This is a genomic window from Bacillus sp. KS1, assembly GCF_020075515.1.
Taxonomy (GTDB): Bacteria; Bacillota; Bacilli; order Bacillales; family Bacillaceae; genus Bacillus; species Bacillus velezensis.
In genome coordinates this window covers 336,663-352,500 of the sequence record NZ_JACAWW010000017.1, presented here as the reverse complement: position 1 = coordinate 352,500, position 15,838 = coordinate 336,663, and the positions used below count along the sequence as shown (strand labels likewise).

Here is a 15,838-nt window from a genome sequence, read left to right as displayed (position 1 = left end):
CGTTTTATGAAATACATGTTATATTTATATACGTCGGTTGAACACGACGCATTACATGCCGGTGTGGCGGAATTGGCAGACGCGCACGACTCAAAATCGTGTTCCTTCTGGAGTGCCGGTTCGACCCCGGCCACCGGTATACAAAGGCTTCTACATATTGTAGAAGCCTTTTTTGTTGTATGAAAATATCCTCCAAAGCTTGTGAAAACATGATACGCGTGCAGATTGTATAAATCCGCTTTTTTCAAAGATACTAACAACAAGTTCTTTGAAAGAGGTGTTTTTTATGGAAGGGACTTGGGCTTGTCTTATCCCATTTATTCTGGTCATTCCCATTTCAATCATTACAAAGCAAGTGCAGTCCGGTCTGTTTGTCGGTTTGCTGGTCGGAAGCTATCTTTTGCATTTCAGCTTGCTTGGCGGGATTGAACATATGGTTCAATATGTAATCAGCAACATTGTCGTCACCAATAATATTAGAATCATTGTGTTTCTATATTCATTTGCCGGCCTTGTAGGGATTATAAAGCTGACCGGCGGGATAAAAGGATTCGTCCATTTGATCAGTAAAAAAGTTAAAACCAAAAAAGGTGCGATGCTGCTTGCATGGCTGTCGACATTTGGCACGTTCAGTGAACCGGACTTTCGCATCGTCACAATTGCACCGATCATGAAAGCGTTAAACAAGCGTCTGGACCTGTCGAAACAGAAAATTGCGTATGCCATTGAGTTTACGGCAAACCCTGTCATTGCCTTGATTCCGATAGCAACGGCATTTGTCGGCTACATGGTTTCCATTATCGGACAGGCCCTCAAAACGTCAGGAATAGATCAGCCGGCTTACACGGTGTATGTGAAAAGTATTCCCTTCAATTTTTTCTCCATTGTGATTATAGTAGTCGGAATTTATTACTGCTTTTTTAAGAAACAAAAAGCGGATGAAAGCTTAGAAAAAACAGAAAAGAGCGGACAAACTTCTGCTCGCAAACATAACAAAAACACGGAACCGATTCAGCGGAACAGCGGTGTGTTGCTTTCAAAAGGCTCAGGTTCATTCAACATGGAAACAGGGACGATCTCAGATATTCACGGTGGACATACGGGAATGTTCAAAAGTGATGAGCATGCTGACCAGCAGGAAGAGCTGGATTCGGCGCACCGTGCTTATATTAAGGAAACACCGATTCGGCCGTGGAATTTAATCATTCCGATCGGGCTGTTTTTGCTATTAACACTCTTTCTCAGCTGGTGGGACGGCCATTCAAAAGCACAAGGGTTTTTGAATGCTTTTATCAAAAGCGATATGCTTGGCGTCATGTTAACCGCATTATTGGCAGCGGTTATTGCAGCATTTGCTCTTTTTATGTTTCAGCGTTTTCATGCAGGCGAGCTTGTTACCCATTTTATTAAGGGCGGAAACGAATTGGTCAACGTTATTATTATGTTATCACTGATTTGGGCCGTAACAGCAGTATCTGAAGACCTGGGATTCTCGAAATATGTTACTTCTCATTTAACGTCCTGGATCCCACATATGTTTATTGCGCCGTCTCTTTTTATACTGGGGGCTGTTATATCCTATTTTATCGGGTCATCCTGGGGGACTTGGGGGCTTTTAATGCCGCTCGGCGTAACGCTGGCGGTTCAGTCACATACCAGCTTATTATTAGCGATCGGGGCCGTGTTTGCGAGCGGAACATTTGGAGCGTTTGCTTCTCCTCTCAGTGATAATACGGTGACAACCTGTACGGTGTTGGGGATCGATGTTGTGAAGTATGCCCGTTCGAAGCTTGTTCCGGCGCTTATCGCCGCGGGGATCTCCGTTGTGTTATACGGTGCGTTTTCATTTTTCAGATAACAAATACTTTTTGAAGGCGTTATCCGAAAATGGGATAACGCCTTTTTATGAGCTGTTATACTAGAGAAAAAAAGAGGTGATGACGTGAAGCAGATTATTGCAATGGGCGGCGGAGGCTTTTCCATGGAGCCGGATCATCTTGTGCTGGATCAGTATATTTTAGAGCAGTCGGCGCGGTCAAAGCCGAAAGTTTGTTTTTTGCCGACGGCAAGCGGAGATTCGGAGAATTATATCGGCAGGTTTTATCAAGCCTTTCAAAAGCTGCGGTGTGAGCCGGATCACTTGTCGTTGTTTAAACCGCCGGGTTCTGATCTCAGATCCTTTCTCATGAAGACAGATATTATATATGTCGGAGGCGGAAATACGCGCAATATGCTTGTCTTATGGAAAGAGTGGGGGCTTGACCTTATTCTTCGCGAGGCTTGGGAAAACGGCATCATGTTGGCGGGTCTCAGCGCCGGGGCGATTTGCTGGTATGAAGAAGGATTGACGGATTCAGCTGGAGATTTGAGAGAGTTAAGAGCTTTAGGATTTTTGCCGGGCAGCTTCTGTCCGCACTATGACGGAGAAGCGGAGCGCCGGCCGGTGTATCACCGTCTGATTTCAGAAAAGAAACTCAGGGAGGGCTATGCCGCTGATGATGGCGCTGCGCTTCATTATAAAGACGGTCAGCTGTTCCAGGCTGTCTCTTCCCGGGAAACCGCAAAGGGTTATCGGGTTTTTAATACCGAAGAAGGCGTTCGGGAAACAGAGCTTATGACTGTCCCGTTATCTGAATTTTGATAATATGCTTTTTTTTGTACACAACTTGTGTTACGATGAGAGCGAAATCAATAGTTACTGGGGGTGCCCGTCTGAGCGGGCTGAGAGAGAAGCGGCGGCTTCTTAACCCTTTGGACCTGATCTGGTTCGTACCAGCGTGGGGAAGTAGAGGTTTTATTATTGTTGAGGACAACAATAATAGTTTCTTTCTGACTGCAAAACCGGGTTCTTCTTTGAACCCGGTTTTTTTGTGCTGGTGCTGAGCTTGGTTCTGTTATTCAAATGAAAAAGGAGAGATTTGTATGCAAAATCAATCAGTACAGCAAGCGAACATTTCCATTATGTCGAGTTTTTCCGGCAGTAAAAAGGTTTATGCAGAAGGTTCTTCGCCCGATATTCGAGTGCCGATGCGGGAAATCAGTCTGAGTGCGACTACGGGGGCATTCGGGGAAGAGGAGAATGCGCCGGTCCGTGTTTATGATACGAGCGGGCCGTATACAGACCCGGATGTACAAATTGATATTCATGAAGGGCTGGGGGCGCTCCGCACAAAGTGGATTACCGGGCGCGGAGATGTAGAAGAATATAACGGCCGGACCGTGAGACCTGAAGACAACGGCTATAAAAAAGAGGGCCGTGCCGCCGAATACCCCAGCCTACAGCGGAAACCGCTTCGGGCCAAGCCGGGGAAAAATGTAACACAATTGCATTATGCAAGGAAAGGCATCATTACGCCGGAAATGGAGTTTATCGCAATTCGCGAGCATGTGTCTCCCGAATTTGTCAGGGAAGAGGTGGCGAGCGGACGGGCGATTATTCCTTCTAACGTCAATCACCCGGAAAGCGAGCCGATGATTATCGGCCGGAATTTTCATGTGAAAATCAATGCAAATATCGGCAACTCGGCTGTTACATCTTCTATCGAAGAAGAAGTCGAAAAAATGACGTGGGCGATTCGCTGGGGCGCCGATACGATGATGGACTTATCCACGGGAAAAGACATTCATACGACGCGTGAATGGATTATCCGCAACTGTCCCGTGCCTGTGGGGACGGTGCCGATTTATCAGGCGCTTGAAAAAGTGAATGGCATTGCCGAGGATTTAACGTGGGACATTTATCGTGACACATTGATTGAGCAGGCGGAGCAGGGCGTGGATTATTTCACCATCCATGCCGGCGTACTGCTTCGTTACGTCCCGTTAACGGCCAAACGCACGACGGGAATCGTATCCCGCGGCGGGGCGATTATGGCGCAATGGTGCCTGGCTCATCATCAGGAAAGCTTTCTGTACACGCATTTTGAAGAAATTTGTGAAATCATGAAGGCCTATGATATCGCTTTTTCTCTTGGTGACGGGCTTCGCCCCGGTTCGATTGCGGATGCCAATGATGAAGCGCAGTTTGCGGAATTGGAGACTCTCGGAGAATTGACGGAGATTGCGTGGAAGCACGATGTGCAAGTGATGATCGAAGGACCGGGTCATGTGCCGATGCATAAAATTAAGGAAAACATGGACAAGCAGCTGGAAATTTGTAAAGAGGCGCCTTTTTACACGCTCGGGCCATTAACGACGGATATCGCTCCGGGTTATGACCACATTACTTCAGCAATCGGCGCGGCGATGATCGGCTGGTACGGGACGGCGATGCTTTGCTATGTCACGCCGAAGGAGCATTTGGGGCTGCCGAATCGTGATGATGTAAGAGAAGGCGTCATTACGTACAAAATCGCGGCACATGCCGCAGACCTTGCTAAAGGGCATCCGGGTGCACAGATCCGTGACGATGCTCTGTCTAAGGCGCGGTTTGAATTCCGGTGGCGTGATCAATTTCATTTGTCGCTTGATCCTGAAAGAGCAATGGAATATCATGATGAAACGCTGCCGGCTGAAGGCGCAAAAACGGCTCACTTCTGTTCGATGTGCGGTCCGAAGTTCTGCAGCATGAGAATTTCTCAGGATATTCGTGATTATGCGAAGGAAAACGGACTTACTGAAGACGAGGCCGTCAACGAAGGGCTGAAAGAAAAAGCAAAAGAGTTTGCAGAAAAGGGAAACCGTTTATATCAATAAAAGAAAAGATGAAGATGGAGTTTGCCCATCTTCATCTTTTTTAGAAAAACGGTGAACGGCGAAGCGGCGGAATGCTCTGCTCAAAGCGGAATATATTTTCGGGATCATATTTCGTTTTGACTTGACGGAGGCGGTGAACATTTTCTCCGTAATATGTTTGCAGCCAGTTTCTGATTTCTCTATCAGGCCAATTCACGTAATCTCCCATCATTTCTCTTGATAGGGACGTTCTCAATCCTTCGATCCAGCGGACATTTTGTCTTTCTTCTTCAGCAGATGTCCAAGTTGTAATATATTCTTGGGCAATGATTGCGTTACGATAGTAGAATGCCGTTTGGTCCGGAGCGATCCGTCCGGCCGCCCCGCCGAGAGATTGCTGCCAGACACTGGCGTTTTCGTTCGGAGCGTGCTCTAAATAGCGCTTTAAAGTGGAAATCGCGCGTGTTGATAATGGTTTTTCAATAAAGGATCCTGACCGCTTCATCTTTTGCGGCTGATTGCCTCCCGGGCTGTTAAAAAAGGCTGCCGCTTTAATAAATGGCACTGTCTTGACCATGCCGCTTGTCGGTTTTCCCGCTTTCATTAACGGAGCCAGCAGTTCTTTCAGCTCATCCTTTGTCCCGGTAAATTGACCGAGCGCTTCTATGCGGTTTACTTCCTTAGGCCAGAACTGAATTGATGAGGTAAGCCGGTTGTCTGTAAATGGAGCCCAGCGCTGCCATGTGTTAAATACTTCCTCAAAATCATCCCAGCTCCAAGTGACAGAAAAAACAGACACGCACGAGATCGGCACGGCTTTAAACATCATGGATGTGACAATGCCGAAGTTGCCTCCCCCTCCTCCCTGAGACGCCCAAAATAGATCAGAGTGCTTTGAACGGTTGACTGTGATCAAGTCAGCACCCGCTTTTTCGTCCGCTATGATCATTTCGAGCTGGAGGAGACGATCGCAAGTAAGTCCGGCTGTCCTTGTTAAATATCCGATTCCTCCTCCGAGCGTCAGCCCCGTGATTCCCACATTCGCAATGGTTCCCGCAGGAAGGGTCAAGCCGTACCTCCAGAGTGTCCGGTAGACTTCTCCCAATTCGGCTCCCGCTTCAATCGAGACCAGCCGCTTATCCTCATTTACTCTTATTTTCTTCATTTCACTGAGATCAATGACTAGTCCGTCATTTAACAGGGAAAAATTTTCGTAGCTGTGTCTTCCGCCTCTGATACGGAAAGGCACATTGTTCTCACGTGCCCATCTCAGCGCATTGAGGGCGTCATGTTTGTTTTGACAAAACACAATGATGTCTGGATATCTTTGCAGGCTTAAATTGATATTGGTTCTCGCAGCATTATAGTCCGGGTCATCTTTTTTGACGATGCGACCGGTCAATGTTGTCTTTTCCACATTCTCACTCACTTTCACTTGTAATCTGCTATGTTTTCTAGCATATGCGGAAAAATGAGAGAGTGTATGAGGAAAACCCCCGGAAGGAAATGATATTTTAAATTATAATTGACAGGTAGGGATTGTATGAATTAACATAATCATTACATATTTCCAAACGATGGCTGATCGGATCACCGAAGGCTCTTATCTTTTAAACAGATAAGGGCCTTTTTTGCGTGAAAGTCATTGAATGAAATGAAAAGCGGAGGGATGAAAAGTGGCGTTAAAAAAGGTATCACATGTGCGCAAAAAGAGCAAAAAACGAAAAAAGTACAGAAAACGCACATTGAATTTCGAACTGCTTGTAGAGAAAAACAAACGGGAGATTATGAGAAATGAGGAACAGATGGAGCAGATTTATATAAAGATAGATGAAAAGCATGCGGGGGTTCGATAAAGATGAAGGAGAGAAAATGGAGGATAAAAACAACGGTACTCGCGCTGTCGGTATCCATCATGTTATCAGGGTGCGCGTTAGGGAGTGCCGGAGAAGAACCGTCATCTGCGGCGGATAAAAAGGAAGAAACACGTATCGCCCATGTCAAGACAAAGGAATTTAAAGCTTCTCATCCGGCGGCGATTCCCGCTAAATCGAAAGCCAGAACTGACACTTTTGTTGCTGGGATTTCCGCGCCGGGCGGCGTGTTTCTGCCGTATTTTTACGAAAACGGCTGGGATGGAAATGCGACAGATCCTATTTTTGAACCGTTAGTCAAACTGGATAAAACGGGGAAGCCTGCCCCGGCTCTTGCGGAAAGCTGGAAAATTTCCAAAGATCAGCTTACATACACGTTCCGTTTAAGAAAAAATCTCGTTTTCAGCGACGGTTCACCGCTGACCGCAAAGGATGCCGCATTCACTTTAACACTGCTGCATGATCCTGCATACGCGGGCTATGAAGATATCACCACGGCTTATATTAAAGGCGGTAAGGCTTACAAAGAAGGAAAGGCAAAGACGATAGAGGGCATTCGCGTCCTTGATGACAGAACCATTCAAATCACGACTGAGAAAGTCAGTGCGAAGTCGCTGCTTCTTTTGGGCGGGCAGGTGCTGTCAGAAGCCTACTACGGGAAGAAATATCAATTCGGCAAACTGGACTATTTAAAAGAGCTTTATGCCAAACCGCTCGGAGCGGGACCTTATCAATTTACAGAATACCTTCCGGGACAGGAAATACGCTATCAGGCTAATGAACACTATTATGCCGGAAAACCGAAAACGGAAAAGCTGATTTATAAAATTATCGATCCGTCAACTTCCCTGCAGCTGTTTGAAACGGGTGACCTTGATTACGCTTCTTTCTCACCTGATGATGATACGGTTCAGCATTTAAAAAGTCTCGGTTTTGCGAATATAAGCGTATCTGTCGTGAATGATTACGGGCTTGTGTACGTCAATCACAAGCGTCCGCCTTTTCAAGATAAGAAAGTGTCCCAGGCGCTTATTTACGGACTTGACCGTCAAAAAATCGTCGATGTCCGCTTTAAACGCTACGGAGAGGTCGCGAATGTTCCGGTGTCTCCGGTTTCGTGGGCTTATGATGACAAAGGTGTCAATCGGTATGCGTTTAACCCTGAAAAAGCCAAAAAGCTTCTTGATGAAGCAGGCTGGAAAACGGGCAAAGACGGTGTACGTGAAAAAAACGGCAAAAAGCTTGAAATCAGCTATTACACATCTAAAGCGGATGATGATTTCATCCCGATAGCGAAAGAAAATTATGCGGACATCGGAATCTCATTAAAACCGGAAGTGATGGATTTTAATACAGAAGTAGCGAAAATCAATGACAAACAATATGACCTTGCCGCCGTTTCCACCTCGCAGATCCTTGATCCGAATGACACGGTGGAAAAGCTGGCTTCCGGCCATCCCAATAATGTGACGGGGTATTCCAATCCGAAAGCGGACCGGCTGATAGAGAAAGGAGCCGGCACGCTTGATATCAGCAAAAGAAAAGAAATTTATCACCAGCTGTACCGGGAGCTCGGGGAAAACCCGCCTTACATTCTGATTCATTACCGTCAGAGCGCAAGGGCGGTCAGCGGAAAAATAAAAGGGCTTGAGTCTGACAATTATTCTGGAATCAGTTCAAGTCTCTCAAATGTCTCAATTCAATAGAACGGTTGGGCAAAATACCCGATGCATCCTGGGAATTTTGCCCTTTCAGCGGAAAGGAGGGGCTTTTTATGAAACGATATGCCGCAGAACGATTCATTCAAATGCTTGTGATCTTATTCGGTACGTCCTTTATTATTTTTTTCTTATTCGCCATGCTGCCGGGCGACTATATTGATTCCAATGTAAACCTGACTCCGGAAAGAGCGAAGGAGTTAAAAGCGCTTTACGGGCTGGATCAGCCGATTTGGCAGCGTTATGTGACATGGCTCGGAAATGTGCTCAGCGGAGATTTTGGGTTTTCTTTGAAATATCAGGAGAACGTCCTGTCACTGCTTCGGAAATATGTCTGGAATTCGTTTTTTGTCGCGTCTTTGGCGTTGCTTGTCACATGGTCAGCCGCGATGATAACGGGTGTCATATCCGCTGTCAGGAAATACTCATGGTTTGACGGGATCGTGACGTTTCTTGTTTTTGCTTCCATGGCGTTTCCGTCTTTTTTTATCAGCCTTCTGTTTATTAAGTGGTTTGGGGTGGATTTGAAAATATTGCCCGTCGGCGGGATGATTGATACCGGAAGCACGAGTACAGGTTTTTCGTACGTGCTTGAAGCCGCCAGACATATGATTCTTCCGGTCGTGATTTTATCTATGCTCGGCATCGGCTCGCTGACAAGGTATTTCCGCTCCGGCATGCTGGACGTGATCAGACAGGATTATATCAGAACGGCGAGAGCGAAGGGATTGAAAGAGCGCACCGTCATCTGGAAACATGCGTTGAAAAACGCGCTTATTCCGGCCATCACCCTGCTTGCTTTTGAACTGCCGGGACTGTTTTCCGGAGCCATCATTATTGAACAGATTTTCGGGTGGCCGGGTGTCGGACGTATTCAGCTTGAATCTGTGCATTATCGTGATTATCCGGTTTTGATGGCGTTTACCTTGTTTTTGTCTTGTTTAACGATTGTAGGGAACTTCTTGGCGGATATCGCTTATGCCGCGGTTGATCCGCGGGTCAGACTGAAATAGGGGGTGTTCGGAATGAAAAAACAAAAAGAGGTGCCGCCTTCTCTTTGGAAGCAGACGTACCGCCGCCTGCTGCAGCATAAGCTGACGGTCATCAGTCTTCTTTTCTTATGTTTTATGTTTTTATTGTGCTTTATCGGGCCGTCTTTTTCTCCGTACATAACAGATCGGACGGATATTTCAAATGCCAATCAGCATCCGGGAATCCATCATTGGCTTGGAACCGACCAGTACGGGAGAGATGTGCTGACGAGGCTGATGCTGGCGGGGCAGATTTCTCTGACCGTGGGGCTTGCTTCAATGGTGCTGTCGCTTGTCATCGGCTCTTTACTCGGGGCTGCGGCCGGATTTTATCGGGGAGCCGCTGATATGATCATTATGCGCATTGCTGATATGCTCATGTCCATCCCGGGCCTGCCGCTGCTTTTGATTTTGGCTGCGGTGATGTCGGAGTGGAAAGTGCCTTCTGAATACAGAATGTACCTGATTATGATGATGTTAAGCCTGATCGGATGGCCCGGTTTGGCGCGGCTTGTACGCGGACAGATTTTGTCGCTGAAGGAGCAGCCGTTTATGATGGCCGCGGAAGTTTTGGGGCTTAGTGATAAACGGAAAATCCTCTATCATTTGCTTCCCAACACATTGCCGTTATTACTGGTAGCGGCGACTTTGCATGTGGCGGGAGCGATGCTGAGTGAATCTGCGCTGAGTTTTCTCGGGCTTGGCGTTGCTCCGCCGACACCTTCTTGGGGAAACATGATGGAAGCGGCGAATCATTTTATGGATTTTACACTCCGCCCGTGGCTGTGGATTCCGCCGGGAACGGCCATTTTTCTGACCGTTGTGGCGATTCATCTGCTTGGAGACGGTTTAAGAGACGCTTTTGATCCTAAGGTAAAACGGCAGGTGAAAATGAAATGAAAAAACCGCTTTTAGAAGTAAGGCATTTGGAAACGGCTTTTTATACAGAGGAGGGTGCGGTAAAGGCCGTGGACGGAGTCAGCTTTACGATACATGAGGAGGAAACGGTTTGTATTGTAGGAGAGTCCGGCTGCGGGAAAAGTATGGCGTCATTGTCCATTATGCAGCTTATTCCCGAGACGGGGAGAATCGAACGGGGAGCGGTGCATTTTTCCGGACAGAACCTGTTGGAACTGAAACCAAAAGACATGCAGAAAATCCGCGGAAGCGAAATCGGGATGATTTTTCAGGAACCGATGACATCTTTGAATCCGGTGTTTACAATCGGTGAGCAGCTGACCGAACCGATTCGCGAACATTTGTTGCTGAGTAAGAAAGAGGCATGGCGGAGAGCCGTTGAACTGATCACGTTAGTGGAGATCCCGAATGCCGAGCAGGTTATGCACCGATATCCTCATGAGCTGAGCGGCGGCATGCTGCAGCGCATCATGACGGCTGTCGCGCTAAGCTGCGACCCGAAACTGATCATTGCCGACGAGCCGACGACAGCGCTTGACGTAACCATTCAGGCGCAGATATTGGATTTATTGCGGGATATGAAAAAGCAATTTCGCACGTCTATTTTATTCATTACTCATGACCTTGGCGTGGTTGCTGAAATGGCTGATTTTGTGATTGTCATGTATGCGGGAAAAATTGTGGAGGAAGGACCGGTTGCAGAGCTGTTTTCTGATCCGAAGCATCCGTATACGAAAGGGCTGCTCGCGGCCAAGCCGGTTATCGGTCAAAAAAGGGAGACGCTGTACACCATTCCGGGGCAGGTCCCCGAGCTTGCGGACCTGTCGGGATCGTCTTGTTATTTTGCGGAGCGATGTGAACACAGCACGGAAATATGCCGGAGATCGAGCCCGCATTTTACTGAATTCGGGAAGGGGCATCAGGCGGCGTGCTGGCTTTACAGAGAGGAGAAAGCAGATGAGTGATGTGTTGCTGGAGGTCAAGGGGCTGAAAAAATATTACGAGGAGCTTGGGGGGATGAGAAAGACTCATAAAAAACCCGTAAAAGCGGTTGACGGTGTCAGTTTTACGATAGGAAAGGGAGAAGTGTTCGGCTTAGCGGGAGAATCGGGCAGCGGAAAGTCATCAATCGGCAAGACCATTTTGAGGCTTCATGAGAAAACAGGGGGAGAGGTGTTTTTTCAGGGGCGTGATGTGTTTCGGATGAGCCGGCGCGAGCTCAAAACTTTCAGATCGGAAGCGCAGCTCATCTTTCAAGATCCGTTCAGTTCTTTAAATCCCCGGCGCCGGATCGGAGAAGCCATCGGTGAAGCGATGATCGAGCATCAATTGGCGGTGAAGCGGAATGCGCGTGATAAAGCGGCGGAGGTTCTTGAAGCCTGCGGACTTTCCGCAAACTTCATCGATCGTTATCCGCATGAATTTTCAGGAGGGCAGCGGCAGCGGATCGTGATTGCAAGAGCGATGGCGCTCAAACCGCAATTTATCATTATGGATGAACCCGTGGCGGCGTTAGATGTCTCCATCCAGGCGCAGATGATCAATTTGTTCAGCAGCCTTCAAAAACAGCACGGGCTGTCATACTTGTTCATTTCTCATGATTTAAGCGTGGTGGAGCACTTATGTACGAAGGTCGCCATTATGTATTTAGGGACGATTGTGGAATATGCGTCAAAGGAGGAGCTCTTTTCACGGCCGCTTCACCCTTATACGAAAGCGCTGTTATCAGCCGTGCCTGTTCCTGATCCCGGATCGAAAAGGGAGCGGATAATTTTAAAGGGTGATATACCGAGCCCCTCTGATCCGCCTTCAGGCTGTAAATTCCGAACGAGATGTCCGGAAGCCAAGAAGATATGTGCTGAGAAAAGTCCGGCGCTGTCAGAAAAAGGGCTTCATCATTTTGCGGCATGCCACTTCGTGTAATTGAGAAAAAAACGGTTTTATTGATAATAAACAGGAAAAACCTGCCGGGCAGACCGGCAGGTTTTTTGATGTTATTTTGGTGACGGCAGTCCGAGTCCTTCGGCAACGCGTCTGCCGTATTCAGGATCAGCCTTGTAGAAGTGGCCGATCTGGCGCAGCTTAATTTCTTCTTTTTCCACAGGTTTCATCGCACTGACGATATTGGCGACAAGGCGCGCGCGCTCTTCCTCGCTCATCAGGCGGTACAGGTCGCCGGCTTGTGTGTAATGATCATGATGATTATAGCTTACACTGTCAGCGAAACCTGATACAGGGTATGCCGCCTGTTTATCTTCAGGTGACTCTTTCGGGCCGCCGAAGCTGTTAGGCTCGTAATAGACGGAGCGGCCGCCGTTATCATCAAAACGCATTTGTCCGTCACGCTGATAATTTTTCACTTCATTGCGGGAACGGTTGATCGGCAGCGCCTGATGGTTCGCGCCGACACGGTAGCGATGCGCGTCATGGTATGCGAACAATCGGCCTTGAAGCATTTTGTCAGGTGAGACGTCGACGCCGGGCACTAATGTGCCGGGAGAGAACGTCGCCTGTTCTACTTCCGCAAAGTAATTTTCCGGATTGCGGTTCAGAACCATGCGGCCGACTTCGATCAGCGGATAGTCTTTTTGAGACCATACTTTTGTGACGTCAAACGGATCAAAACGATATGTGTTTGCATCTTCTAACGGCATGATTTGAACATATAATTTCCATGCGGGGAAATCGCCGTTTTCAATCGCATTGAACAAATCTTCCGTATGGTAATCGGGATTTTCGCCGGCGATTTTTGCGGCTGTATTAACATCAAGGCTTTTCACGCCTTGCTCTGTTTTAAAGTGATATTTAATCCAGACGCCTTCGCCTTTATCATTTGTCCATTTAAATGTATGGCTTCCGAATCCGTGCATATGGCGAAGAGTCGCCGGAATGCCCCGGTCTGACATCAGAATGGTTACCTGGTGCAGGGATTCGGGTGACAAAGACCAGAAATCCCAAACGGCCGTCGGATTTTTCAGATGTGTTCTCGGATCTCTTTTTTGTGTATGGATAAAGTCAGGGAACTTGATGGCATCGCGGATGAAGAACACGGGTGTATTGTTTCCGACGATGTCGTAGTTTCCTTCTTCTGTATAAAATTTAACGGCAAATCCGCGCGGGTCGCGCACTGTGTCACTAGAGCCCAGTTCGCCCGCAACGGTTGAGAAACGGATGAAAAGCGGCGTGCGTTTACCGACTTCTGACAGAAATGCAGCTTTCGTATATTTTGTAACGTCATTTGTGACTTCAAAATAACCGTGTGCGCCCGCGCCTTTTGCGTGAACGACACGCTCCGGAACGCGTTCTCTGTTAAAGTGCGCCAATTTCTCAAGCAGATGGACGTCTTGTATTAAAGCAGGACCGCGATCGCCGGCCGTCATTGAGTTTTGGTTATCTCCGACAGGAGCGCCCCAGCTGGTTGTCAATTTATTTGAACTCATGTGATCACCTCTTTAAATTTATAAGAACATAATATCACCTATCAGTAAAAAGTCAATATTATTTTATAATGATTATAAAATAATTATTTTTATTATCGAAAAGAAGGTATGGGTTTAAAAACCCACTTAACTGACGGGAATAATGGGTTTAATATGAGAAAAAATAGAAACCGCTGACTTGGACACAAGAGGCTCTTATTCTTCACTGGATAAGGGTCTTTTTTTATTGTCAGGCGGTAAGGGAGGCGGCGATTGTATGCTTTTCAGGCAGCATTTTAAACCTGTCGATATTCACGGTCATCTGCCGTACAGCCTTAATTTCGGCAAAAACGATAAGACATTTTCCGATTATAACCGGGAGCGGTCGGAAAGAATGAATCTCACTTGGGATTTTCCTGATCCGCATGATGTTGATGGCGATGACGGCGAAATCGCTTTGATGACAAGATGGGAGAAAGAATTAGATAAGTACGGCATTGACGTGCTGAATTTTTTAACAGCAGAGAGCAATGACCGGATGGCGGCGTTTATTCAAGCCAATCCCGCGAGGTTTACCGGATTTGCATATCATACTTTGGAACAAAAGGATGCGTATGAGGAGCTGAAAAGAGCGGTTGAAGAGCTCGGTCTGAAAGGATATAAACTGTTCGGGCCGCTGACAGACATCGAGTTTCATGATCCGTCGCTGAAAAAGCTGTGGACGTATCTGGCTGACAAAAGACTGCCTGTATTAATTCACTTCGGACTTTTAGAGAGAGCGGGGGGCATTGTCAGCCATCGCAACATCAACCCGCTCTCCATCTATCGCGTCGCGAGAGAGTTTGCTGATATACCGTTCATCATTCCGCATTTCGGCGCCGGATATTATCAGGAACTGCTGCAGCTGTGCTGGAGCTGCCCGAATGTGTATATTGACACGTCCGGCTCAAATCAGTGGATGAGGTGGATGCCGTACCCGCTTGATTTGGAAATTCTGTTTCGAAAGACATCTGAATTAATCGGTGCTGAACGGATCATCTTCGGGACGGATTCGAACGGATTTCCGAGAGGATATGTATACAGATATCTTCAGGAGCAGGTGAGGACCTGCCGGGAAATCAATATGCGGGAAGAAGATATAGAAAACATTTTCGGCAACAACGCGCGGACATTATTGAAAATCGCCCGGAAAGAAAAGGAAGTAAATACGTGATACAGCCGATGCGCTCTTTGGCAGGTTTATGCCGGAAGGCGCATTTTTAATTCATACAAAAAACAGTTGACAAGTCGGAATAATTTGAATTAACATGATATTCAAATTTAAAAACAAACGGGTTGCCGATCGGACCGCCGAAGGCTCCCATCTCTGCAAGCAATCGGAGATGGGGGCCTTTTTGTTTTTCGATCGCATGCGGCAGAAAGAGAGGGGAAGACAGATGGCTGTAACCATCAGCATACAAGAAAAAGCTTTTGAGCATGAAGGCCGGAAAACGCCGGTGCTGAATGATATTGAGCTGTCAATTGCATCGGGAGAATTTTTGACTTTAATCGGACCGAGCGGATGCGGCAAAAGCACGCTTTTAAAATTGATTGCCGGTCTTGATACCGATTATAAAGGCTCTGTCGCAATAAACGGCCGCAATGTGTCGGGACCGGGCATCCGGCAGGGATTTATCTTTCAGGAGCACCGGCTGTTTCCCTGGCTGACGGTAAAACAAAACATCGCTGCCGATCTCAATATGAACGACCCGGCCGTTCGGAAAAAAGTGGATGATCTGATTGAGGTTGTCAGGCTGCAGGGAGCGGAGAACGCTTATCCGCGCGAATTATCCGGCGGCATGTCGCAGCGGGTTGCCATCGCCAGAGCCCTTTTGCGTGAGCCGGAGGTGCTGCTTTTAGATGAACCGTTCGGGGCGCTTGACGCTTTTACGAGAAAACATTTGCAGGATGTGCTGCTTGATATATGGCGCGAGAAAAAAACGACGATGATTCTTGTCACGCATGATATTGATGAATCCGTCTATTTAGGCGATAAGCTGGCGATCCTCAGGGCAAAGCCCGGCCGGCTGCACAGCCTGATGCCGATTCAGCTTCCGCATCCGCGCAATCGGACGTCAGCGGATTTTCAGGCCGTCCGGCAGAAGGTGCTTTCTGAATTTGAGAAAACGGAAGACCTCCGGTTTGCGGATGGGTCCGGAATATAG

Annotated in this window: 13 protein-coding genes, 1 tRNA gene and 1 riboswitch; of the genes, 12 read left to right on the top strand and 2 right to left on the bottom strand. The window is 47.5% G+C overall.

All coding sequences use genetic code 11. The features are described 5' to 3' along the window. The first annotated feature begins 57 nt into the window (after nt 1-57). The 4 genes from HWY38_RS12375 (at nt 58) to thiC (ending at nt 4,695) form a co-directional block, all read left to right on the top strand. Nucleotides 58-139: transfer RNA gene (locus tag HWY38_RS12375), tRNA-Leu, on the top strand. Between the two features lie 147 nt (nt 140-286). After that, entirely contained in the window at nt 287-1,858 is a 1,572-nt protein-coding gene (locus tag HWY38_RS12370) for a Na+/H+ antiporter NhaC family protein (protein WP_224181938.1), read from the top strand. Nucleotides 1,859-1,942: 84 nt separating this feature from the next. Beyond that, nucleotides 1,943-2,641 carry a Type 1 glutamine amidotransferase-like domain-containing protein gene (locus HWY38_RS12365; RefSeq protein ID WP_224181937.1) on the top strand — a complete coding sequence of 233 codons (699 nt, stop codon included), beginning with the start codon at nt 1,943-1,945 and terminating at the stop codon, nt 2,639-2,641. A 49-nt stretch (nt 2,642-2,690) separates the two neighbouring features. Beyond that, nucleotides 2,691-2,801, top strand: a riboswitch (TPP riboswitch). A 121-nt stretch (nt 2,802-2,922) separates the two neighbouring features. Further along, nucleotides 2,923-4,695 carry a phosphomethylpyrimidine synthase ThiC gene (gene thiC / locus HWY38_RS12360; protein ID WP_224181936.1) on the top strand — a complete coding sequence of 591 codons (1,773 nt, stop codon included), beginning with the start codon at nt 2,923-2,925 and terminating at the stop codon, nt 4,693-4,695. A gap of 40 nt (nt 4,696-4,735) precedes the next feature. Here thiC and HWY38_RS12355 read toward each other — a convergent pair whose 3' ends face one another. Continuing rightward, nucleotides 4,736-6,091 carry an FAD-binding oxidoreductase gene (locus HWY38_RS12355; protein WP_224181935.1) on the bottom strand — a complete coding sequence of 452 codons (1,356 nt, stop codon included), beginning with the start codon at nt 6,089-6,091 and terminating at the stop codon, nt 4,736-4,738. A 259-nt stretch (nt 6,092-6,350) separates the two neighbouring features. Between HWY38_RS12355 and HWY38_RS12350 the strand changes: the two genes are divergently transcribed. From HWY38_RS12350 to HWY38_RS12325, 6 genes are all read left to right on the top strand, one after another. Further along, a complete protein-coding gene (locus HWY38_RS12350; RefSeq protein WP_072588920.1) occupies nt 6,351-6,530 on the top strand; it encodes an FbpB family small basic protein in 180 nt (59 codons plus the stop codon). 2 nt (nt 6,531-6,532) lie between these two features. Continuing rightward, complete coding sequence (locus tag HWY38_RS12345) at nt 6,533-8,254, top strand: ABC transporter substrate-binding protein (RefSeq protein ID WP_224181934.1); 1,722 nt, start codon at nt 6,533-6,535, stop codon at nt 8,252-8,254. Between the two features lie 68 nt (nt 8,255-8,322). Continuing rightward, nucleotides 8,323-9,279, top strand: a complete 957-nt coding sequence (locus HWY38_RS12340) for an ABC transporter permease (protein ID WP_025852223.1) — start codon at nt 8,323-8,325, stop codon at nt 9,277-9,279. A gap of 12 nt (nt 9,280-9,291) precedes the next feature. After that, on the top strand, nt 9,292-10,197 hold the full coding sequence (opp4C, locus tag HWY38_RS12335; protein ID WP_003155427.1) for an oligopeptide ABC transporter permease: 906 nt from the start codon (nt 9,292-9,294) through the stop codon (nt 10,195-10,197). Then, the gene (locus HWY38_RS12330) at nt 10,194-11,180 is read left to right on the top strand and encodes an ABC transporter ATP-binding protein (RefSeq protein ID WP_003155425.1); all 987 of its coding nucleotides are present in this window, start codon (nt 10,194-10,196) and stop codon (nt 11,178-11,180) included. Before opp4C ends, HWY38_RS12330 begins: the two co-directional genes overlap by 4 nt. Then, nucleotides 11,173-12,138 (top strand): ABC transporter ATP-binding protein, encoded by a 966-nt coding sequence (locus HWY38_RS12325; RefSeq protein WP_088037038.1) that lies wholly within the window; start codon nt 11,173-11,175, stop codon nt 12,136-12,138. Before HWY38_RS12330 ends, HWY38_RS12325 begins: the two co-directional genes overlap by 8 nt. A 71-nt stretch (nt 12,139-12,209) precedes the next feature. Here HWY38_RS12325 and katA read toward each other — a convergent pair whose 3' ends face one another. Then, complete coding sequence (katA, locus tag HWY38_RS12320; protein WP_088037039.1) at nt 12,210-13,655, bottom strand: catalase KatA; 1,446 nt, start codon at nt 13,653-13,655, stop codon at nt 12,210-12,212. Between the two features lie 256 nt (nt 13,656-13,911). On the opposite strand from katA, the gene HWY38_RS12315 reads away from it, so the two are divergent. Then, complete coding sequence (locus tag HWY38_RS12315; RefSeq protein WP_088037040.1) at nt 13,912-14,847, top strand: amidohydrolase family protein; 936 nt, start codon at nt 13,912-13,914, stop codon at nt 14,845-14,847. Between the two features lie 223 nt (nt 14,848-15,070). Next, a complete protein-coding gene (locus HWY38_RS12310; protein WP_088037041.1) occupies nt 15,071-15,838 on the top strand; it encodes an ABC transporter ATP-binding protein in 768 nt (255 codons plus the stop codon).